The sequence below is a fragment of the Paenibacillus sp. FSL H3-0333 genome (genome assembly GCF_038002805.1).
Classification (GTDB): Bacteria; Bacillota; Bacilli; order Paenibacillales; family Paenibacillaceae; genus Paenibacillus_AQ; species Paenibacillus_AQ silagei.
Genome location: NZ_JBBODG010000001.1, coordinates 3,625,811 through 3,647,465, shown reverse-complemented (window position 1 = coordinate 3,647,465; position 21,655 = coordinate 3,625,811). Strand labels below are relative to the sequence as shown.

At 52.3% G+C, this 21,655-nt stretch carries 22 protein-coding genes; 1 reads left to right on the top strand and 21 read right to left on the bottom strand.

The window, feature by feature from the left end; genetic code table 11:
* Positions 1-24: 24 nt before the first annotated feature.
* The 20 genes from MHH78_RS16035 to MHH78_RS15945 all read right to left on the bottom strand — a co-directional run bounded on the left by MHH78_RS16035 (position 25) and on the right by MHH78_RS15945 (position 19,327).
* On the bottom strand, positions 25-1,497 hold the full coding sequence (locus MHH78_RS16035; protein WP_341167989.1) for a flagellar hook-length control protein FliK: 1,473 nt from the start codon (positions 1,495-1,497) through the stop codon (positions 25-27).
* A 22-nt stretch (positions 1,498-1,519) separates the two neighbouring features.
* Positions 1,520-2,467 carry a MotE family protein gene (locus tag MHH78_RS16030; protein ID WP_340827273.1) on the bottom strand — a complete coding sequence of 316 codons (948 nt, stop codon included), beginning with the start codon at positions 2,465-2,467 and terminating at the stop codon, positions 1,520-1,522.
* An 18-nt stretch (positions 2,468-2,485) separates the two neighbouring features.
* Entirely contained in the window at positions 2,486-2,929 is a 444-nt protein-coding gene (fliJ, locus tag MHH78_RS16025; protein WP_076078609.1) for a flagellar export protein FliJ, read from the bottom strand.
* 6 nt (positions 2,930-2,935) lie between these two features.
* Positions 2,936-4,249: a flagellar protein export ATPase FliI gene (gene fliI, locus MHH78_RS16020; RefSeq protein ID WP_036692488.1), complete on the bottom strand. Its 1,314-nt coding sequence runs from the start codon at positions 4,247-4,249 to the stop codon at positions 2,936-2,938.
* Positions 4,242-5,090 (bottom strand): FliH/SctL family protein, encoded by an 849-nt coding sequence (locus tag MHH78_RS16015; RefSeq protein WP_076078608.1) that lies wholly within the window; start codon positions 5,088-5,090, stop codon positions 4,242-4,244. The genes fliI and MHH78_RS16015 overlap by 8 nt, the downstream gene beginning before the upstream one ends.
* On the bottom strand, positions 5,083-6,099 hold the full coding sequence (gene fliG, locus MHH78_RS16010) for a flagellar motor switch protein FliG (RefSeq protein WP_036692485.1): 1,017 nt from the start codon (positions 6,097-6,099) through the stop codon (positions 5,083-5,085). The genes MHH78_RS16015 and fliG overlap by 8 nt, the downstream gene beginning before the upstream one ends.
* Before the next feature lie 4 nt (positions 6,100-6,103).
* Positions 6,104-7,693: a flagellar basal-body MS-ring/collar protein FliF gene (gene fliF, locus MHH78_RS16005; protein WP_036724657.1), complete on the bottom strand. Its 1,590-nt coding sequence runs from the start codon at positions 7,691-7,693 to the stop codon at positions 6,104-6,106.
* Between the two features lie 34 nt (positions 7,694-7,727).
* Positions 7,728-8,036 carry a flagellar hook-basal body complex protein FliE gene (gene fliE, locus MHH78_RS16000; RefSeq protein WP_341167988.1) on the bottom strand — a complete coding sequence of 103 codons (309 nt, stop codon included), beginning with the start codon at positions 8,034-8,036 and terminating at the stop codon, positions 7,728-7,730.
* 29 nt (positions 8,037-8,065) lie between these two features.
* Positions 8,066-8,512 carry a flagellar basal body rod protein FlgC gene (flgC, locus tag MHH78_RS15995; protein ID WP_036692480.1) on the bottom strand — a complete coding sequence of 149 codons (447 nt, stop codon included), beginning with the start codon at positions 8,510-8,512 and terminating at the stop codon, positions 8,066-8,068.
* Positions 8,513-8,518: 6 nt separating this feature from the next.
* The gene (gene flgB / locus MHH78_RS15990; protein WP_036724652.1) at positions 8,519-8,926 is read right to left on the bottom strand and encodes a flagellar basal body rod protein FlgB; all 408 of its coding nucleotides are present in this window, start codon (positions 8,924-8,926) and stop codon (positions 8,519-8,521) included.
* A gap of 376 nt (positions 8,927-9,302) precedes the next feature.
* Entirely contained in the window at positions 9,303-10,703 is a 1,401-nt protein-coding gene (gene hslU, locus MHH78_RS15985; RefSeq protein ID WP_341167987.1) for an ATP-dependent protease ATPase subunit HslU, read from the bottom strand.
* Between the two features lie 33 nt (positions 10,704-10,736).
* Positions 10,737-11,279, bottom strand: coding sequence for an ATP-dependent protease subunit HslV (gene hslV, locus MHH78_RS15980; protein WP_036724650.1), 543 nt, complete (start codon positions 11,277-11,279; stop codon positions 10,737-10,739).
* Between the two features lie 40 nt (positions 11,280-11,319).
* Positions 11,320-12,708, bottom strand: a complete 1,389-nt coding sequence (gene trmFO / locus MHH78_RS15975) for an FADH(2)-oxidizing methylenetetrahydrofolate--tRNA-(uracil(54)-C(5))-methyltransferase TrmFO (RefSeq protein WP_036724649.1) — start codon at positions 12,706-12,708, stop codon at positions 11,320-11,322.
* 23 nt (positions 12,709-12,731) lie between these two features.
* Positions 12,732-14,828: a type I DNA topoisomerase gene (topA, locus tag MHH78_RS15970; protein ID WP_341167986.1), complete on the bottom strand. Its 2,097-nt coding sequence runs from the start codon at positions 14,826-14,828 to the stop codon at positions 12,732-12,734.
* Between the two features lie 99 nt (positions 14,829-14,927).
* Positions 14,928-15,386, bottom strand: coding sequence for a DNA-processing protein DprA (locus MHH78_RS33945; RefSeq protein ID WP_445668048.1), 459 nt, complete (start codon positions 15,384-15,386; stop codon positions 14,928-14,930).
* On the bottom strand, positions 15,313-16,068 hold the full coding sequence (locus tag MHH78_RS15965; protein WP_445668047.1) for a DNA-processing protein DprA: 756 nt from the start codon (positions 16,066-16,068) through the stop codon (positions 15,313-15,315). The genes MHH78_RS33945 and MHH78_RS15965 overlap by 74 nt, the downstream gene beginning before the upstream one ends.
* Before the next feature lie 251 nt (positions 16,069-16,319).
* Entirely contained in the window at positions 16,320-17,249 is a 930-nt protein-coding gene (sucD, locus tag MHH78_RS15960; protein ID WP_036692470.1) for a succinate--CoA ligase subunit alpha, read from the bottom strand.
* 35 nt (positions 17,250-17,284) lie between these two features.
* Entirely contained in the window at positions 17,285-18,442 is a 1,158-nt protein-coding gene (gene sucC / locus MHH78_RS15955; protein ID WP_036724647.1) for an ADP-forming succinate--CoA ligase subunit beta, read from the bottom strand.
* 12 nt (positions 18,443-18,454) lie between these two features.
* Positions 18,455-18,616 carry a hypothetical protein gene (locus MHH78_RS15950; RefSeq protein WP_341167985.1) on the bottom strand — a complete coding sequence of 54 codons (162 nt, stop codon included), beginning with the start codon at positions 18,614-18,616 and terminating at the stop codon, positions 18,455-18,457.
* A 240-nt stretch (positions 18,617-18,856) separates the two neighbouring features.
* Complete coding sequence (locus tag MHH78_RS15945; protein ID WP_036724645.1) at positions 18,857-19,327, bottom strand: MarR family winged helix-turn-helix transcriptional regulator; 471 nt, start codon at positions 19,325-19,327, stop codon at positions 18,857-18,859.
* A gap of 148 nt (positions 19,328-19,475) precedes the next feature.
* Here MHH78_RS15945 and MHH78_RS15940 point away from each other — a divergent pair, with 148 nt between their 5' ends.
* The gene (locus tag MHH78_RS15940; protein WP_341167984.1) at positions 19,476-19,904 is read left to right on the top strand and encodes an organic hydroperoxide resistance protein; all 429 of its coding nucleotides are present in this window, start codon (positions 19,476-19,478) and stop codon (positions 19,902-19,904) included.
* 104 nt (positions 19,905-20,008) lie between these two features.
* Here MHH78_RS15940 and MHH78_RS15935 read toward each other — a convergent pair whose 3' ends face one another.
* Positions 20,009-21,628: a YifB family Mg chelatase-like AAA ATPase gene (locus tag MHH78_RS15935; protein ID WP_341167983.1), complete on the bottom strand. Its 1,620-nt coding sequence runs from the start codon at positions 21,626-21,628 to the stop codon at positions 20,009-20,011.
* Between the last annotated feature and the right edge of the window lie 27 nt (positions 21,629-21,655).

The window sequence follows — 21,655 nt, the reverse complement described above, 5'->3', positions numbered from 1 at the left end:
ATTTCACCTCGCTTATCCTGTCGATCATATCTTGGTTGAGAATCCGCCGCTCTGGTTACTGTCCTGCTGAGCTGCTGACACCCAGTCCTTCCATTCTCCATTAAGCTCTGCGGCAAGCACGGCATCTGCCGATTCTTCCTGGCGTTCCCGTGAACGTCTGCCTTGCTGCTGTCCGCCCGCGCCTGTCTGCTGACCCTGACCTCCGGTCCACTGTGACTGAGGGGAGCTGTTGTTCTGCGTCACTTCGAGGCGCTCTACTTGAAGTCCCTGGGACTGCAAGGCCAATCGAAGCTGACTCATCTGCTGCTCAAGCATATCCTTGGTTCCGGCATGCTGGGTCATGAACTGTGCCACCAGATTACCGTTTTGCATGGAAATCTTCACATCCACTTGTCCCAGATTCTCCGGGAATAAGGTAATCGTAGCTTCAGCCACTCCACCCTTCTTGACAATCTCAAGCTTGCCGCTGATGAAGGTGTTCATCTCCTGGGCGAATTGCTGAACCGGCACTGGCGCGGCTTCCGCCTTGAGAGGTGCAGTAATTCCGTGCCGCAGGGATAATTGGCCGGCCGTTACAACCTCCGGCTCCGCGGTCGCTGCTTCGCCAGCGGGCAAAGCCTCCTCGGCTGATACGGTCTTCTTCATCGAAGCTGCCATTCCTGCAAGAACAGGAGTGGAGCCCTCATCTGCAATTACAGCTTCGGCGGTACCGGCTGCTGCTGCATCCAACATGGAACGAGTGCTAGCTGAAGCCCCCAATAACCTACGGACATCCGTTGCCAAATCTGCTTTGCTATACATTTCCACCTTGGGCTCGCTTTCCGTTGCCTGCTTAAGCGACACCGCTGGAGCATCCACAACTGCTGGAGCCTTGTTAGCCATGGACTTGTGATTAACAGGCGCACTCTCCGCCATAATAGCCGAGAATTGATTCAGAAGCGCCGCTCCTTTGGCAGCAGTCTCCTGATCCCCGCTTACAGCTGCCGTCTGAACCTGTTGAAGCAGGCTGTTCAGTTCATCTTGAACGGCAAAGCGCAGGGTTTCAGGGTTCTTGGCAAGCGGCGACAAGCTGATGGATGTATCAGCAGCAGTAGCCGAGGCATCCTGTGAACCTGTAGAGGGATTGCCGGACACAAGAGCAGATACTTGAAGCAGCCAGCCTTGAAGCGCTGCAATCAGCGCCGGATCAGCCGCAAGGCTGGTGTCCAGCTTCTCTATATCCTGCACAAGACCTTCCAGCAGATTCGTTTGCTTGACATCTGCGCTGCCTGCCTCTTCTCCTTTAGCCTGAACAGCACTCAGGAGTCCCTGCAATAATGAAGCCAAATTACCGGCTGCAGGAGTCTCAGTGCCTTTGACAGCGGTAACTCCCACCATGCTCTGCACAAGCGTCTGGGCAAATGGCGTCGCCGGATTAACCGTTCCGGTTGTTCCCTGCGTTGTTCCGCCGGAAGCAGCCAGATTGCCTGCGGTTAAGGTTTGTAGAATAATACTCATCTTTTTCACCTCCCTTCAAAAGTTATTTCCCGCCCATCAGACGGTTGACAATTTTGGCTGTCTGTTTGCTGTCTTTCTTGGTCATCTCCCCCAGAATCGAGGAGCGGACCGAGTCACTGACCGTATTCAGCACCGTAATGACCTTATCCGGACTAAGGCTGTACATGGAGCCAAGCAGCACTGCCGCATCCGCAGCGGGCATGCTGGTGAAAGTCTGGCCTAGTTTCTCCTGATCCAGATTAGCGGAAGGCTTGGGAGTAGTGGTACCCGCCTCCTGCTTCAGCCGGGATTGCAGGGCTGCAATAGCCATATCGGTTGAATTTGTGGTTTCTTTTAGCTTTATGGAGACATCTGCCGCTTTTTTGGCATCCATTTTTTCCAGGATGGCCGATTTTGCCGCATTGCTCATCACACTGAAGATTTGAACCATCTCATCGGTAGTCAAATTCTCCATAATCGGTGCCGCTTTGGAGGCCTTCATCCCGGCGTAGAGTTTGGCCAGATCCGTCACTTTCTTCAGATAAGGATCCTCCTCTTCCTCGGTGGCTGCGGCCGTTTCAGCGGCAGTCTTTAACTCTTCAACCTGCTTTTGAAGCGCTTCGGCCTTGGTGGTCTCCGCCGCCTTGTCTTCCTCAGCCTTCTTCAGCTTCTCCTCCTGGGCGGTAAGCTGTGCTTTGAGTTCTTTGATCGTGCTCGCGGAGCTGGCGGCTTGCTCCTTGCTCTCAGCCGGCGGATTCTCTGCGGCTTCACCTGGCGCTGCCGGGTCCGGCGGCGGATCAGGCACCCATTTCTCTATAATAGGAATTTTGTTGGCAATCGCCAGCACGTTGTTACGGATATCCATATTAAATAGGGTGAGCAGTACCCCAAGCAATACAAGCGTGAAAATGATTGGAATCATCAAGAACAAAAAACGCTCTAATTTGCCTGCCGACCCTTCATCTTCAAGTTCCATCTGATTATTTGCCACTAGCGGAAACCTCCCGGGTTAGAGGGATTTCATCGCGAAGCGGACGGTAGCCATCTCATCCAGTTCGTTTTGTTCCCGTAAACTCATATTCTGCAGAAATGCGGTTTGTGCTTTGTCTTTGGCCTTAAGCCATACCTTCTCATCCAGAACCTTAGTACTCAGGTGATCCTGCTTATTCTGAACCTCAACATGTGCAAGGCTGATATCGGAATGCTTGCGGGCAATACATTTGTCGAGATAATCTACGTAATCCTGCATTTCGCGAAGCTTAGCCATCGGTGTCTTCTGCTGTGCTGCACTTTGCAGGGACAACATCAGCGCGCTGCGCTGGCCGATTAATTCATCAAGGCTTTTTTCCTGTGCCTGCAGTTCTCCGAGCGCGCTTGAGAGCATCCACTCTGCCTGTGTTTTTTCGTTACCCTTCAAGTCCACCACTTTTTGAAAAGTATAATGGAATCTCATGATCAATCAACTCCTCGAGAACTGTGAAATTAAAGTCTGCTGCACTTCGCTAAGGGTTACCTTCTCGTTCACTTTTTGCTTGGTGAAATCCCAGATGCTGTCGATGTAATGCATCGACTCATCGATTTGCGCGTTAGAGCCCCTCTGGTAGGCTCCGATGTTAATCAGATCCTCGGAATCCTTATACACCGCCATCAGGCGCTTCACATTCTCGGCTGCTGCAATCTGCTCCTCCGGGGCGATATCCTTCATCACCCGGCTGATGCTTGCGAGAACATCGATCGCCGGAAAATGTCCTTTGTTGGCTATATTCCGGTTCAGAACAATATGCCCGTCCAAAATACCGCGTACAGCGTCTGCTATCGGCTCGTTCATATCGTCACCGTCAACCAGCACCGTGTAGAACGCGGTGATTGAGCCTGTAGGACCCGTTCCGGCCCGTTCCAGCAGCTTAGGCAGACTGGCGAATACAGAAGGTGTATACCCTCTCATCGCCGGAGGCTCACCGACTGCCAGCCCTACCTCACGCTGCGCCATCGCATAACGTGTTACCGAGTCCATCATCAGCATGACATTCAGACCACGGTCGCGGAAGTACTCGGCAATCGTAGTAGCGATCAGTGCCCCCTTAATCCGGATCAGCGCAGGCTGATCGGAAGTGGCCACAATGACTACCGAACGCTGAAGGCCTTCCGGTCCCAGATCGCGCTCAATGAAATCAAGCACCTCTCTGCCCCGTTCACCGATCAGCGCAATAACATTGACATCTGCCGAGGTGTTGCGGGCAATCATCCCCATCAGGGTACTCTTCCCCACACCCGAGCCGGCAAAAATCCCTACGCGCTGCCCCTTGCCGATCGTCAAAAGTCCATCGATAGCCCGGACTCCAATGCTGATCGGCTCGGCGACCCGCGGGCGGTTAAGCGGATTGGACGGAATGTTGAAGGTAGAGCTATGCGGCATTCTGGCCGGTATCAGTGAACCATCCAGCGGCTGTCCCAGACCGTCGAGAACCTTCCCGAGCAGCTCCGAGCCGACTTGAACGCTCAGCGGCTTGCCGGTGCCCACCACATCACAGCCAGGCCCGATGGCCTGCAGTTCGCCAAGCGGCATTAACAGCACCTTGTTATCACGAAACCCGACAACCTCTGCCTGAAGCGGCTTACTTCCTTTGGCAGGATAGATATAGCACACATCACCGATGCTGGCGTCAGGCCCTTCCGACTCCACCATCAGCCCGATAACCTGCGTAACCTTGCCATTAATCCTTACCGGATCGAAGTTACGCAGCTGATCTTTGTATCTTCTGCTGTCAAGCATCGTCGTCCCCATTTCTGTGTTCATCCGAGTCCAGAGCGATTCTTAGCAGTTCTTTTTTAATTTCGGCAAGCTGGGTATCGACACGGGCATCGATGCTGCCGAAGGAAGACCGGATCACACACCCCAGATCTCTGACCGTTGAATCCGGCAGAATCTGCAGCTCAGCCTGTGAGTCCACAGCAAGCGAGAGCTCTTCCCGGGCCGCATTCACAAAAGCAAACTGTGCAGGAGACACACAGAGTGAGATCAGCCCCTGCTCGCGTTTTCGGGCCAGGTTTTTACGGATCAGATCCATCGCAAACTTCGGTTCAACGGTCAGCTGCTTGTCCACGATTTTCTCAGCAATATCGCAGCTTAGCTCTACAAGAAACGGTTCCGCCTCCTGTATAATTACATCTCTTGCCCGGTATGCTTCCTGAAGCACGGTCCGCGCTTCTTCCATCATCTCGGCAAGACGCAGGGACATCTCCTGCTCTGCTTGAGCCAGACCTTCCTGATACCCCTGCTGATAGCCCTCGGATTTGACGGCTTCGATCAACAGCTCATCCTGTTCCCTGCGCTCGCGCCACCATTCTTCAGCTTCAGTCCGTGCTGATTCCACAATATTCTCCGCTTCCTCGGAGGCGCTGCGGACCTGACTCTCCGCGAACTCCTGAGCATCCTTCAGCATTTGCTTGCGGGACTGCTCCGCTGCCTCCCTGGCGGGGTCCTGGTAGTGGACTTCACCCGGAGGCTCTTCTGGAGCCGGCTCTTCAGTCAGGCCTGCATGATGTCTGGCCTGTTCAAGACGCTTCAGCACATCTACCGGAATATATTGAGAATGCTTGATCAGCTTAGACAATAATGTCATCTCCTCCGCCACGGGCGATGATAATTTCACCAGACTCTTCGAGTCTGCGGATCGTGCCTACGATGCGGGTCTGTGCTTCTTCCACATCACGCAGCCGCACAGGTCCCATGTACTCCATTTCCTCGCGGAAGGTCTCGGCCATACGCTTGGACATATTGCGGAAGATCACATCCCGCACTTCCTCGCTGGCCACCTTGAGCGCAAGCTGCAAGTCCGCGTTGTCGATATCCTTGATAATCCGCTGAATCGAGCGGTTGTCGACATTGACGATATCCTCGAAGACGAACATCCGCTTCTTGATTTCTTCGGCCAACTCCGGGTCCTGAATTTCCAGGGAATCCAGAATGGTCCGCTCTGTACCGCGGTCCACACCGTTCAGAATCTGTACAATCGATTCGATACCGCCTGCATTCGTATAATCCTGGGTGACTGTAGCAGACAGCTTCTGTTCCAGGACACGTTCGATTTGGGTGACCACCTCTGGAGAGGTGCTGTCCATAATCGCTATTCTTCTGGCTACCTCCGCCTGCTTCTCCTGAGGCAGGGAAGACAGAATGGAGGCCGCCTGTTCAAATTGCAGATAAGAGAGTACAAGTGCAATAGTCTGTACATTCTCGTTCTGGATGAAGTTGAGAATCTGGTTCGGATCTGCCTTGCGGGCAAAATCGAAAGGTCTTACCTGCAGCGTTGCAGTCAGGCGGTTGATGACTTCGAGCGCCTTGGCCGAGCCGAGAGCTTTCTCAAGAATCTCCTTGGCGTAATTGATACCGCCCTGCGAGATATATTCCTGTGCGAGACAGATCTGATGGAATTCGGACATGATCGACTCTTTTTCCCCACTGTCCACTTTGCGTACATTCGCAATTTCCAGCGTCAGCTGTTCGATTTCCTCATCCCGCAGATGCTTAAATATTTGTGCCGATACTTCAGGCCCTAGTGTGATAAGCAGGATCGCCGCCTTTTGACGGCCGCTGAGTCCCTGCTGGCTAGCTTTTGCCATCTCTTCACCTCTGTTCTTCAGCAAGCCAGGTGCGGAGCAGATTTACGAATTCATCCGGCTTCTTCTTCGCCAGACTTTCCAGCTGCTTACGGACCTGACTTTCATTCGTCACGCTATCCATATTAATTGAAGGGAACTCGGTGGGAACCTGCAGCGGAATATCTTCTTCGACCTCTTCCTCCTGCTTGTTCTTGCGGCTGCGGTAGATCAGATAACCTCCGCCTGCACCGACCAGCAGAGCAGCCGCACCGATGGCCCAGATCATCCAGGTTGCCAGTCCGCCGGATGCGTTCTCGGCAGTAGCACCTCCAAATTGTTGCGAGAATACCGAAACTTTTTTGGTCAGGTCTGCGTCTGTATAAGTGATACCTGAATCTGCCAGGGACGCACGGACAATGTTGACCAGAATGTTCTGTATCGCTCCTGAAGTAGCCTCGTCCAAAGTTGTTTGTCCTGCAGGTGGTTCAACCGCGACATTTATGGTTAAATCTTTTACAGTATATGGACTTGCGATGATATCTTTAGTGATTCTAGTAACTTCATAGTTCCTTGTCTCCGATGATTCCTCAGAAGAAGAAGCACCTGTGTCAGCCCCCGCAGGATAACCTGCAACATCTTCAGATCCTGTACCTGCGACTCCTCCGGAAGTGTTCCCTTGGCCCGAGAATGTTTTGCTGATAATCTGCGAGCTGATCTCAATCCCCTTCATATTCTCAGCATCCACCGGTACTACAACATCTTCCTTTCTGTTCTCCTTATCGAAATTAAGCTTGGAGAACACCAGGACATCAACCTTATCGGGACCTGTGAGAGTACTCAGGAATTGCTTGACATCTTTCTTGACATCGTCTTCGAATTTCTTCTTGAGTGCGAAGTTCTCTTCAACCTGGCTGGAGATTCCCGCCTGGCCGCCCTTGGCCGTCGGTTTCAGCTCCACCTCGTTGTTGGTGATTGTAATGTTATCAATGGGAAGATTCGGGACAGCGGTCTTCACGAGATTGAAGTAGCCGTCAATATTCTCCTGGGAAGGTCTGAATCCCGGATTGAAGCTCATCACCACGGAAGCCTGCGCTTTCTCCTGATCCTCCTGTGAGGCGAATACCGTCTCCTTCGGCAGGGTAATGAGAACCTTGGCGTCTTTAATCCCCTGCATCCTTCTCATCAGCTGTTCAACTTCACCATTAAGCGCATTGTTGTATTTAACATTGAATTCACTGTCTGTAGTACCGATCATGGACGAGGATTCATTGAATACCTTGTACCCGATCGAGCCTTGCTGAACGATTCCCTGAGAACCAACAGCTATCTTGATACGTGCAGCGTCCGTACTGGGAACGGAGATACTTTTACCATCCGGGCTTAAACGGTAAGACACCCCTGATGTATCCAAATAACTCATAACTCCCGCTGAATCGGTACTGTCCAGGTCCTGAAAAGCAACCTCGTATTCCACCTTCGATAACTGCATGGTCGTAACTACGATTATTATAATGATAATAAACAGAGTGGAGAAAAACATTATCTTCTGTTTACCGCTGAATCTGTTCCAATACTGGGTTATCTTCTCCCGGTACTGGGCCAATCTTTCATTCACAGTGTCACCCCATCCGAAACGTAGCTAGGATTATTTAGATTTGAGTTCTCATAATTTCCTGATAGGCTTCAATCACTTTGTTCCGGACTTGTGTAGTCAGCTGCAAACTCAGCAATGCCTGTTGGGACGAAATCATAGCCTCATCAATGTTGACCTCTCCCAGTACAAATTTGTTACTCATGTCCTTCGCCTGCTGTTCCTGATCTGCTACCTGGTTAAGCGCATTCTCCAGGTATGAACCGAAGCTCTGTCCCGGCTCTTGCACGGCTGAGGATTCTGAAGCTACGGACTTCATAGCCAGCGGCTGAACCGCCTGGTTCCCGATCAATAAATTCTGTATCAATTCTTCTCCTCCTAGACAGTCAATTCATTCTACCGGCCGATTTCAAGCGCCTTGGTCACCATGGATTTGGATGCGTTCAGCATCGTTACATTCGCTTCGTAAGAACGCGAGGCAGACAGCATGTCCACCATTTCCTTGGTCACATCCACATTCGGCATATATACATAACCGTCAGCGTCCGCATCAGGATGGCTCGGATTATACACCGGCTTGAGCGGAGAAGAATCCTCGATAATCGATTTCACCTTGACGCCATCATTGCCGCCGCTCATTTTGGAGCCTAGTATATTTGCGAAGCTGTCAGCCTGGGTAGTTTCCAGAACTGTGAGCTTACGGCGGTAAGGTACGGCTTTGCCGTCCACCACGGAGGCTCTTGTGGTCTCGGCGTTGGCGATATTGGAGGAGATCACATCCATCCGCAGACGCTGGGCGGTTAAAGCTGAGGCGCTAATACCAAAGCTGCTGCCAAAGTTCATTATTGATTACCCTCCCTGTACAACTGTACGCATCATTGTGATCTGACTGTTCAGCTGTTCAACATAAGAGTTGTATCTCAGCTGGTTCTCGGCGCTCAGCGCCTGTTCACGATCCATATCCACATTATTGCCGTTGTTATTCATAGATGTAGTCTCATCGGTACTGACCACAGCGGCCGGCATGCCGGTCACTGTCCCGAAGCGAAAATGACGGGAGTCTGATACTTTCGCACCCAGTGTGGCTTTAAGTCCGCTCTCCTGATCTCTAAGGAAGCTCTCAAAGCTAACATCTGAACGTTTAAAATTTGGTGTATCATTATTTGCTACATTATTAGCCAGAACACTTTGTCGTTTGGTGGCGGCATCTAGGCCTCCTTGTAATCTTTGAAAACTGACACTGTTCAGCAAACCCATAGTAATCCCCCTTCCAAACCTATCATAATGAAAAGAATTCCACAACTTTGTTCAAATCCCTGCTTATTTTCGACAAATAAAGTCATTTTTTTCACAACATATTCGTCTTAAAGTCGAACCATGTCGATGAATGATTCTTATGTCAATCTCACATACATTGATTCTCTTAGAATTTGTATATTATTACAATAAGAAATAAGCCCTATCTTTTCAGAAAAGAGAGGGCTTAAAGCATGTTTTTACAATTATTTTCCTTTTATATTACATTTTATGTTTTATTATAGAATTTTTTAACTTTTTATGCATGAATTTAGAATCAAATTTGTATAACCATAATTCGAATTACCTATATTGATGATTTTATAGCTCTGCCTTCTCACAGAATATATTGGCTTAAGTCGCGGTCCTGCGCGATTCCTGCCAGTTTTTCGCGAACATACTCCGGAGTGATGACCACCCTGTCGAGCGTCAACTCAGGTGCCTCGAACGATAGATCCTCCAGCAGCTTTTCCAGGATCGTATGAAGACGCCGTGCCCCGATGTTCTCCATATTCTGATTCACGGAGGCCGCGATCTTGGCAATTTCCTGAATAGCTTCCTTCTGGAACTGGATTTCAATGTTCTCCGTCTGCAGCAAATGCACATATTGTTTCGTAAGTGCGTTCTCAGGCTCCGTAAGAATAGATACAAAGTCCTCAAGTGTTAGACTGCTCAGCTCTACACGGATCGGGAAGCGCCCCTGAAGCTCAGGGATCAGATCTGAAGGCTTGGCAATATGAAAAGCGCCTGCGGCGATGAACAGCACGTAGTCTGTCTTCACAGGCCCGTATTTGGTCATGACTGTCGATCCCTCGACGATAGGCAGAATATCACGCTGCACGCCTTCGCGGGATACATCGGGACCGGAGCCCTTGCCCTGGCTGGCCACTTTGTCGATCTCATCGATGAAAATAATCCCGGATTGCTCTGCGCGGGCTACCGACTCCTGAATCATGTCGTCTGTGTCAATCAGCTTGGCCGCTTCATCCTGAATCAGCACCTTGCGGGCTTCACGGATCGGCAGCTTGCGCTTCTTCGTACGCTTCGGCAGCAGGTTCCCGAACATCTCCTGCATGTTCATGCCCATCTGGTCATTGCCCTGCCCAGCGAACATATCCATCATCGAAGGCGTCGTGTCCTCGACATCAATCTCAATGACGTCATCCTCTAACTGGCCGGCAAGCAGCTTGAACTTGATCCCTCTGCGGCGTTCGCTCAGGCTTCCGTCCTCCGGCTCTTCCTTGGATTCCTCCGCCCCGCCGGTGTTTCCGCCAAAAATCATCTCAAACGGATTGCGCTGCGATTTCCCCTTCGAGGAGGAAGGGACCAGAATTGCCACAATCCGGTCATTTGCCAGCTCTTCTGCGCGGTCCTTCACCTTTTCGGTGCGCTCCAGCTTCACCATACGGATAGAGGTCTCTACCAGATCCCGGACCATCGACTCCACATCACGCCCCACGTACCCGACTTCCGTAAATTTGGTCGCTTCGACTTTGATAAACGGGGCGTTAACAAGCTTAGCCAGACGCCGGGCGATCTCTGTTTTACCTACACCGGTAGGGCCGATCATCAGGATATTCTTCGGCACAACCTCATCCCGCAGCTCCTCGGACAACAGACTGCGCCGATACCGGTTGCGGAGGGCAACGGCCACTGATTTCTTGGCCTGCTTTTGACCTACGATATATTTGTCAAGCTCTGTTACGATCTGGCGTGGCGTAAGCGATTGATTCACCATTGTGACTTCCTCCCTTTATATATGGCACCTTGCCTATAACTCTTCGACAATAATATTGGAATTGGTATATACACAGATCTCGGAGGCAATTTGCAGCGCTTCTCTGGCAATGTCACCGGCACCCAGATGGGAGGCATGACGCTTGAGCGCCCGCCCGGAAGCCAGCGCAAAGTTACCGCCGGAGCCGATCGCCAGTACATCATCATCCGGCTCGATAATTTCACCATTGCCGGAGATCAGCAGCATGCCTTCCTTATCCATTACGATCATGAGCGCTTCCAGCTTGCGCAGAATGCGGTCCTGGCGCCAATCCTTGGCCAGCTCCACCGCTGCCCGCTGCAGATTGCCGTGATGCTCCTCAAGCTTCCCCTCGAACTTCTCAAACAGTGTAATCGCATCAGCAACGGAGCCTGCGAACCCGGCAATGACCTGACCTCTGTACAGGCGGCGGACCTTCTTGGCTGTCGTCTTCATAATGACACTCTCTCCGAATGTAACCTGGCCGTCACCGGCAATCGCCGCATGGCCGTTATGTCTTACCGCACAAATCGTAGTTGCATGAAAGCTGGGTAACATGATGGGCACCCTCCTCAGATTAGGTAATACAGGTCTGAACCTATTGTGCCGGTTGTGCAGGACTATCCGCTTCTGCCGGATCAGCATCCACCGGCTCCGGCTCAGCATACTTCAATTCATGGGCTGCAGCATAAGCAGCAAGGCTGTCAAGCGCCCGGTAAGCCAGACGTTCGTTCTTTTCTTTTTTGCTGCGGAACCGTGTCTCAAGCTTCGGCAGCAGGCCAAAGTTGGCATTCATCGGCTGGAAGTGTTCAGGATCTGCCGAAGTAATATAGGCGGGCATGCTGCCCAGCACCGTGTCCTCGGGGAAGATCAGGCTCTCTTCGCCAAGCGCTGCTCTCGCTGCATTCATACCGGCGATCATACCGGAAGCCGCAGATTCTACATACCCTTCCACCCCGGTCATCTGGCCGGCAAAATACAGTCTCTCCCGGCCCTTCATCTGGTAAGTGGGCTGCAGCAGCTTAGGGGAATTAATAAAGGTATTGCGATGCATGACCCCATAACGCACATATTCTGCCTGCTCCAGGCCAGGAATGAGTGAGAATACCCGTTTTTGCTCGCCCCACTTCAGATGGGTCTGGAAGCCGACCAGATTATACAGCGTACCGGCAGCATTGTCCTGGCGCAGTTGCACAACCGCGTAAGGGAGCTTGCCCGTGTGAGGATTGAGCAGTCCTACAGGCTTCATAGGGCCGAACAATGCCGTCTGCTTGCCGCGTCTCATCATAATTTCAATCGGCATACAGCCTTCAAAGTAAATCTCTTTCTCAAAATCTTTGAGTGCAGCCGTCTCAGCCGAGATCAGCGCATCATAAAAAATATCGAATTCCTCTTCCGTCATCGGACAGTTCAGATAGGCGGCTTCGCCTTTATCATAGCGGGAGGCCAGATAGACCTTGCTCATATCGATGCTGTCTTTCTCTACAATCGGAGCCGCTGCATCATAGAAATAAAAATACTCTTCGCCAAGCAGTCCCTTGATCTCCGAGGACAGGGAGGGTGAAGTCAGCGGCCCGGTGGCAATAACAACAATCCCTTCCTCCGGTATATGCGTAAGTTCTTCGTTTATGACTTCCACCAGAGGGTGGTTATGCAGCATGGAGGTGATTTCACCGGAGAATCCGTCCCGGTCCACAGCAAGAGCGCCTCCCGCCGGAACGGCATGCCTGTCGGCTGCACCCAGTACCAGAGAACCCAGACGCCGCATTTCTTCCTTAAGTACACCCACTGCATTTCCGAGGCCATTCGCCCGCAGTGAGTTGCTGCAGACCAGTTCGGCGAACTGATCTGTATGATGCGCCGGTGTCTTTACGACCGGACGCATCTCATACAATCTGACCGGAACTCCGCGCGAAGCGATCTGCCAGGCGGCTTCACTTCCGGCCAGACCTGCTCCGATAACGGTTACTTGTGCTTTTTCTGTCAATTTCCGTTCCTCCTGTGACCCTATTATTCTGCTAACTCATCGCTCTCGATTACAGCCTCTGTATGATCGCATGAGGTGCACTGCAGCTTGGTTCCCTGCTTGTTGCGCTTCTCGATCATCCATGAGCCGCAAGCCGGACACGGCTTCACTGACGGCTTATCCCAGGAGACAAAGTCACAGCCCGGATATTGGTCGCAGCCGTAGAAGACACGCCCCTTCTTGCTGCGCCGCTCCACTACCTTGCCTTCATGGCATTTCGGACAGCTTACACCGATATCCTTAATGATCGGCTTGGTGTTGCGGCATTCCGGAAATCCGGAGCAGGCCAGGAATTTGCCGAACCGGCCCAGCTTATAGACCATCGGCTTGCCGCATTTCTCACACAGCTCATCGGAGACCTCATCTTCAATCTCGATTTCCTTCATTTCTTCTTCCGCATATAGGAGTCTTTTCTCAAAGGATTCATAGAACTCGGCCAGTACCTTCACCCAATCCTCCGCGCCTTCCTCCACATGGTCAAGGTCCCCTTCCATATGGGCGGTGAATTCCACATTGAGAATTTCCGGGAAGAACTCTTCCATTTGCTCTATGATTAGCTCTCCAAGCTCTGTCGGCATGAACTTCTTCTCTTCAATCGCCACATACCCGCGCTTCTGGATCGTCTCTAAGGTCGGCGCATACGTACTTGGACGACCTATACCCAGTTCCTCAAGCGTCTTGACGAGACGGGCTTCTGTATATCTTGGCGGCGGCTGGGTGAAATGCTGCTTCGGCTCAATCTCTCGCTTCACCAGCTCATCGCCTGCCTTAAGCGGCGGCAGGAACTTCTCTTCGTCTGTTGTGCCGTCATCATTGCCTTCCACATACACCTTCATGAAGCCCGGGAACGAGACCTTGGACCCTACCGCTCTGAATATCGCTGTACCGGCTGTAATATCTACCGACAACGTATCCAGCAGCGCGGAAGACATCTGACTGGACACAAAACGCTCCCATACGAGCTTATACAGCCGGAATTGATCACGGCTCATGAATTCCTTGACCATATCCGGCTCACGCAGCGCAGAGGTCGGACGGATCGCTTCATGCGCATCCTGGGCGCCCGCAGCCTTCTTGGAATATTGGCGCGGCGTCTCGGGAATGAACTTCTCGCCGTATTTGGCCTGGATCAGCTCCTTGGCTTCATCCTGGGCCGTAGTGGAGATACGCGTGGAATCTGTACGCATATAAGTGATTAACCCGACAGTGCCTTCCTTGCCCAGCTCCACTCCCTCATAGAGCTGCTGTGCAACAGACATCGTCTTGGAGGCGCGGAAGCCCAGCTTACGGGCAGCCTCCTGCTGCAGGGAGCTTGTCGTGAACGGAGCGGATGGATGCCGCTGTCTCTCCTTCTCTTTCACTTCTTTGACCTGGAAGGCCGCGTTCTTAATCGCTTCCAGCACTTCCTGCACATCACTCTCTTGACCCAATTCCTTCTTCTCGCCGTTCAGCCGGTGGAACTTGGCTTCGAATTCAGAATCCCGAATCGCTAGCCGGGCAGTAATGCTCCAGTATTCTGTAGGAATGAATTCAGAAATTTCATTCTCCCGGTCCATAACAATCTTGACCGCTACCGATTGTACCCGTCCGGCGGAGAGGCCTTTTTTGACTTTCTTCCATAATAGTGGGCTAATCTTGTAACCGACAAGCCGGTCCAGAATCCGCCGCGCCTGCTGGGCGTTCACCAGATCCATATTAATTTTGCGCGGTGTCTTGAAGGCATCCTTTACCGCCTGCTTGGTAATTTCATTGAAGACCACGCGGCATTCCTGTGTGTTATCCAAATTCAGCGCATTTGCCAAATGCCAGGCAATAGCTTCCCCTTCGCGGTCCGGGTCAGCTGCGAGATAGACTTTTTTCACTTTTTTGCTGGCATCCTTAAGTTCCTTCAAGATAGAGCCCTTGCCGCGGATCGTTATATATTTGGGATTGAACTGATTCTCCACATCCACACCGATCTGGCTTTTTGGCAAATCTATGATATGCCCCATTGATGCCTTAACAATATATTTGCTGCCCAGATATTTACCAATCGTTTTCGCTTTTGATGGTGATTCTACAATAACCAACGCATCTGCCATAGGTTTTCCTCCCAAAAGTTCGTAAGCAGATCACCTCCTGAACCAGTCCTAGGACCCGGCTGCACCAGGAAGTCTATGCTTACCACAGTTACTTCTATATTAAATTACCTTATAAATTGCACCCGGTAATTGTGTTACCGCTTTTTTTATGATTAAAGATAACAGAACTGAATGCAAATGTCCAAAATCCCACCTCGTTGACGTGAGCAGCTCATCGAGTGTAAACGGGCCTTGATGCAGTATATGGTAAAGGTGCAGCTCCTCACTTGTCAATTTCTTTTCCATCAGATCGGCTGGACTCTCCCGCTCTACTGCGCCTGCTGAAGCTGATGCAGCCCCCTTGGAAGGCAGGCTGGAGACGTATTCTTCCACAATATCTGAGGCACAGGTGACCAGCTTCGCACCTTGCTTAATCAGCTCCAGTGCCCCTCTGCTCTTGGGAGAGGTCAGCGGCCCCGGCACGGCAAACACATCCCGGCCTGCTTCAAGCGCAGCATCGGCGGTGATCAGAGACCCGCTGCGGCTGTCTGCCTCCACCACCAGTGTTCCCAGCGACAAGCCAGCGATAATCCGGTTGCGCTGCGGGAATAATCCGGTTGCGCTGCGGGAATAATCCGGGATGACTCGGAGTTCCGATAGGATATTCGCTAAGAACCAGCCCTTCCCGCGAAATCTGCCGCTCCAGCTCACGGTTATCCGGAGGATAGACCTTGTCCAAGCCGGTTGCCACCACCGCAATGGTCCCTCCTGCTCCGCCTAACGCCGCTTCATGACAGACACTGTCAATCCCCCTCGCCAGGCCGCTTACAACCGTGAGACCGGCTGCACTTAGCTGTCCCGCCAGCATCTCCCCCACCCTGCGCCCATAAGCGGTAGGCACCCGGGTCCCCACCATAGCAACAGAGGGACGGGAAGCCAACTCCAGACGGCCACGATAGTACAATACCCAAGGCGGCTGAGGGGTTTCCCTCAGCTGTACTGGGTAGTGATCATCCAGAATAGTGACCACCGCTACACCGCTTTCTTCCATTAAAGAGCGGCGCTTCAGCACCCATGCTTCATTGAAGTCTGCCGCCAGCCGGGCGGATATTACACCGCTGATTCCAGCCCGTTCCCACTCCTCAGCAGAACAGGAGAAGACAGCATTCGTCAAAAGACCTGCCCGGCGGATCTTGTCGATACTTTTCCAGCCAATCCCTTCCATCTCATGCAGACCGAACAACAGCTCCCGAATTTCCATATGTATTCTCTCCCGTGCGGAAGGGCCAGCCTTCCTTATTGTCTTAAACCGAATTGACTTAAACCAAAAAAAAGCAACCTTTCATCCGCGTCATCCGGGACAAAAGGTTGCTTACCTTCAACATTCATTATACCTGCTTCGGCAGGAAAAGCTGTGACAAAACAACCCCACAAAGTGGAGATTTAGCTTCGATGATAACTCAGGTACTTTGCGGGGACCCCAAAACATTTCGAACTAGCGTAAGAAGCGCTCTAATGGGTCGTGAAGGCATTCAGGATGCCGCGTTCCTCAAGCACGCTGACGAGAGTAGAGCCCATTTCAGCAGGTGTTGGCGCTACCTTAATGCCGCAGGACTCTAGCACAGCGATCTTCTCGCTCGCCGTCCCTTTACCGCCTGAAATGATTGCCCCGGCGTGACCCATCCGTTTGCCCGGAGGTGCCGTAACCCCGCCGATGAAGCCCACTACCGGCTTGGTCATGTTCTCTTTGATCCACAGTGCAGCTTCTTCCTCTGCCGTCCCGCCGATCTCACCGATCATAATGACAGCCTTGGTACCCGGATCTTCATTGAAAAGCTTCAGGATGTCGATGAACTCCGAGCCCTTCACCGGGTCGCCCCCGATGCCTACCGCTGAGGATTGGCCGATTCCGCGCTCCGTCAGCTGATGCACAGCCTCATAGGTCAAGGTCCCGCTCCGGGAGACTACACCGACATATCCCGGCTTATGAATATAACCCGGCATAATGCCGATTTTGCATTCTCCAGGCGTGATGACACCCGGACAGTTGGGACCGATCAGCACTGTGGAGCGGCCCTCCATGTATCTGGACACTTTGACCATATCCAGCACCGGAATGCCTTCTGTGATACAAATGACCAGGTCCATCTCCGCATCCACCGCTTCCATAATCGAATCTGCGGCAAAAGCAGGCGGAACGTAAATGACACTTGCAGTTGCACCAGTGGCTGCTTTGGCGGCAACAACCGTGTCGAAGACAGGCAGACTCTTCTCGGTACCGTTGTCTAGGGTAATCTGAACCGTAGTGCCCCCCTTGCCCGGTGTTACACCGCCAACCATCTGAGTACCGTAGTCCAGCGCGCCTTTTGTATGAAATAAACCCGTAGCGCCGGTAATTCCCTGGGTAATGACTTTCGTATTTTTATCTACAAGAATGCTCATGCGATAGGTCACATCCTCACTTTTATTGTCGAATATTACACAAGAGCAACGATTTTGCGGGCACCGTCCGCCATGGAATCAGCAGCAACGATATTCAGTCCGGAGCCGGCGAGAATCTCCTTGCCCAGTGCCACATTCGTGCCCTCAAGACGTACGACCAGCGGCTTGGTTAAGCCAAGCTGTCTTGCCGCTTCGACTACACCGGTAGCGATGACATCACAACGCATAATGCCGCCAAAAATATTAACAAAGATACCGTTCACCTTGTCATCGGACAGGATGATTTTGAAAGCTTCCGTTACCTTCTCAGTCGTCGCACCGCCCCCTACATCCAGGAAGTTGGCCGGTTCGCCGCCATAATATTTAATGATATCCATAGTCGCCATCGCCAGGCCCGCCCCGTTCACCATACAGCCGATGTTGCCGTCAAGTGCGATGTAGCTAAGGTCGAATTTGGACGCTTCGATTTCTTTGGCATCCTCTTCGTCCAGATCACGCAGCTCCAGGATATCCTTGTGGCGGAACAAACTGTTGGAATCGAAGTTAAGCTTGGCATCAAGCGCCATCACATTACCGTCTGCAGTAACGACCAGCGGGTTGATCTCTGCAATTGAGCAATCTTTATCCACAAAAGCCAGATATAGCGCTTGCATGAACTTGACCGCTTTGTTCACCAATTCGGGAGGAATGGCAATGCTGTAAGCCAGTTTACGCGCCTGGAAGGTCTGAAGCCCAACCGCCGGATCAACGATTTCCTTGAAAATCTTCTCGGGATGTGTAGCTGCCACCTCTTCAATCTCCGTACCGCCCTCCTCGGATGCCATCATGACGACCCGTCCGGAAGCGCGGTCCACAACCAGACCGATATAATATTCTTTGACAATCTGACAGCCCTCTTCAATCAGCAGCCGCTTTACTACCTTGCCTTCGGGTCCCGTCTGATGGGTCACCAGTGTCTTGCCGAGGATCTCGGACGCATACGCGCGAACCTCATCACTGTTCTTCGCCACCTTGACGCCGCCGGCTTTGCCGCGTCCGCCAGCATGAATCTGCGCTTTGACTACAACCACAGGTGTACCCAGCGCTGCGGCAGCTTCTACGGCTTCGTCCACTGTATAAGCAACTTTTCCGTTCGGTACGGCTACGCCATACTTCTTAAGTACTTCTTTTCCCTGATACTCGTGGATATTCATTCCGGAAGCCTCCTAAAGTGTTGCGGTGACCTGTGCAGGCAGCCTGCGGTCATTCCGCATTCCGTTTTGATTGTCCAAAGCCGGGGCCAGACCGGTTGTTAACCGGCAATATCCCGGTACAAGCAGAGCGCCGACACCTGAAGCATACGCTGCAACCGGTACAGTTCTCTGCAAGTAGCATATAGAACCTATCACAATAGTGATATCTATAATTACCTATATGCCAGAATGTGAAACCCAGAATATTGTAACATGTTTTATAAGCGCTTTCCTTAAAAACTTTCACTATTTATACATACATTTTCGCTCGGTTTCATGCCGGAATGCGAACGATTGCATTGACATTCATGCGTAAAACGGCTTAACCGCCCTTATTCAGGACGGTGAAACCTATACTCTTATATGGGAGCGAGACTACGATTTCGAATTGCTAACGTTAGCTTCGTGCACCCGGTTCAGGAGATTTTTGAACTGTCCCAGCAAATCTATGAACTCTACCGGAGAGAGCATCGTGCCTTCTGCCATTTTGCCGGGAATGCCCATAGCATCCTGCCGCAGCGCCAAGCCTTGGGGTGTTAATGAAATCAGCACCTTCCGCTCATCCTGCAAAGAACGTTCACGCAAAATTAGTCCTGCAGCCTGCAGCCGCTTGAGCAGCGGAGTCAGCGTGCCTGAATCGAGGAACAAAGCTTCACCCAGCTCCTTGACTGTACATTGCTGTCTCTCCCACAGGACCAGCATAACCAGATACTGCGAATACGTTAATCCGATCTTATCCAGATGAGGCTGGTATAGCTTCGTAAATTCACGTGAACAGGCATAAATCGTAAAGCAGAGCTGGTTCTCCAGCATAAGCTCAGGGGTTGTAGTGGATTCTTTTTGCATTTCTTCTTCACCTGCCTTTGTGACATTAGTTTATCACAATTCATCCATAATATCATGTTAATAGTGGGAAATAGATTGACTTTTATTTTAATTGTGTTAAATTAAGTTGTGTACAATACAATTTGAAAACGAACGGGAGCGATTTAATATGATGACCATCCAACAGAAAATGTACGAAACAACAGTAAAAGCCGTAGGCGGCAGACAGGGTTCTATTGAATCCGACAGCCCTAAGCTGAATCTTGCGATCAGCACACCACGCGAAATGGGCGGCGCCGGCGGTGAAGGCACGAATCCTGAGCAGCTGTTCGCAGCCGGATATTCCGCTTGCTTCGACAGCGCACTGAACATGGTTGCACGTGTGGGCAAGGTAAAGATCGAAGGCTCTGAAGTAACGGCTACCGTCAGCTTCGGTAAAGTGGAAGACGGCGGCTTCGGCATTGCCGTGAAGATGGATGTTCTGGTCAAGGGTGTTGACCGTGAGACCGCTGAACGGCTGGTACAAGAAGCTCATGGCGCATGTCCTTACTCCCGTGCTACCCGTGGTAACATCGAAGTAGAATTGAACGTGCTGTAAGAATAGCTTCACAAGTGGAAACGGCATTGCCGTCCTTTTAAAGGACGATACCGTTTCAGCATGCCCTCCCCTGCCCGGCGGCCCCGGACGGGGGTTTTGGCGTGTCAGGCTTCCTCCTCCACCATGACCTGCCTGTCCAGATTGCGGTATTGGACCGCTTCGGCCAGATGCGCAGCGCCAATCTCCTCCTCCGCTTCCAGATCGGCAATCGTGCGGGCCAGCTTAATAATCCGGTCATGCGCCCGCATGCTGAGCCCGAGACTCTCGAGAATACTATCCAGCAGCATCTCCTCTTCCGGCCGCAGCGCAGCATAACGGCGAAGCGCCGCCCCGGACAGCTCGCTGTTCCAGGAGATCGGCAGGATGCTATACCGCTCCGCCTGAATCGCCTGAGCCCGCAGAACCTCAGAGCGCATCTGTGCCGTCGAGACCGGAGGTACACTCCTGTCGCCTTCTCTTGGATGCGGCACATCAACCTGCATATCCATCCGGTCCAGCAGCGGGCCCGAGATTTTGCGCCGGTATTGGGCGATTTTGGCCGGACTGCAGCTGCACCGCTGATGCGTGTTGCCACTACCAAGAAATCCGCACATACAGGGATTCATAGAGCAAGCGAGCAGGAACTGGGCAGGGAAGGTGAAGGATGCCCGCGCCCGGCTGATGGTTACAATCCCATCCTCCAGCGGCTGGCGGAGCACTTCAAGCACAGTCCGGGAGAACTCGGGCAGCTCGTCCAGGAAGAGAATACCTCGGTGTGCGAGACTAACCTCCCCCGGCTTCGGAATTCCGCCACCGCCGATCAATCCGGCTGCCGAGATGGTATGATGCGGTGAACGAAACGGGCGGTCACGCAGCAACCCGCTCCCTCCGTCCCTAAGCTTCCCGGCAGCACTGAATATCTTCATCACCTCAAGCGATTCTTGATCGTTAAGATCGGGAAGAATTCCGGGTAACCGCTTAATCAGCATAGTCTTCCCCGTACCTGGAGGGCCGATCAGAATAATATTGTGCATTCCCGCTGCCGCAATCGTAAGGGCACGCTTCACATGATTCTGGCCGATAACATCGCTGTAATCTTCATTCATCGGCTGCTTCACCGCAAGCAGGGAGGGAATATTCTCCGCTGGCTCAGAATGATATCTCAAATGGTCCAGGGACAACGCCAGAACGGGCGGACGCTTCCTGGAGGACGCTTCAGCACTCACAGATACAGATACCGGAAACGGCAAATCAGCCTGCGGCAAGGGCAAGTCTGATCCGGCTGCTTCAGACTGTTCAATCGGATTCGGCGGAGGAAGCTGACCAGGCTGAGGCAGCTCCCGCAAATGCCCGGCAGTGTACACCTTCATTCCTGCGATCAACGCAGCTTCAGCCGCATTGCCGGGCGGTACCAGAACAGCATGAATCCCGGCTTGCCGCGCAGCCTGGGCCATGGATAATACCCCATTTACCGGCCGCAGACTTCCGTCGAGCGCAAGCTCACCAATCAGCAGCATCTGCCCGGCTTCCGGCATAACAAGCTGGCCGCTGGTCGTCAGTATCCCCAGGGCAATCGCCAGATCAAACGCCGAGCCCTCCTTGCGCAGGTCCGCCGGGGCCAGATTAATCGTCACCCGCTGTTGGGGATAGCTGTAACCGCAATTCTTGACGGCGGACCGTACTCGCTCGACCGCTTCCCTGACTGCCGAATCCGGCAGGCCGATAATATGTATTAATGAAAACATAACCCATACATTTCACCTATGAAGTCC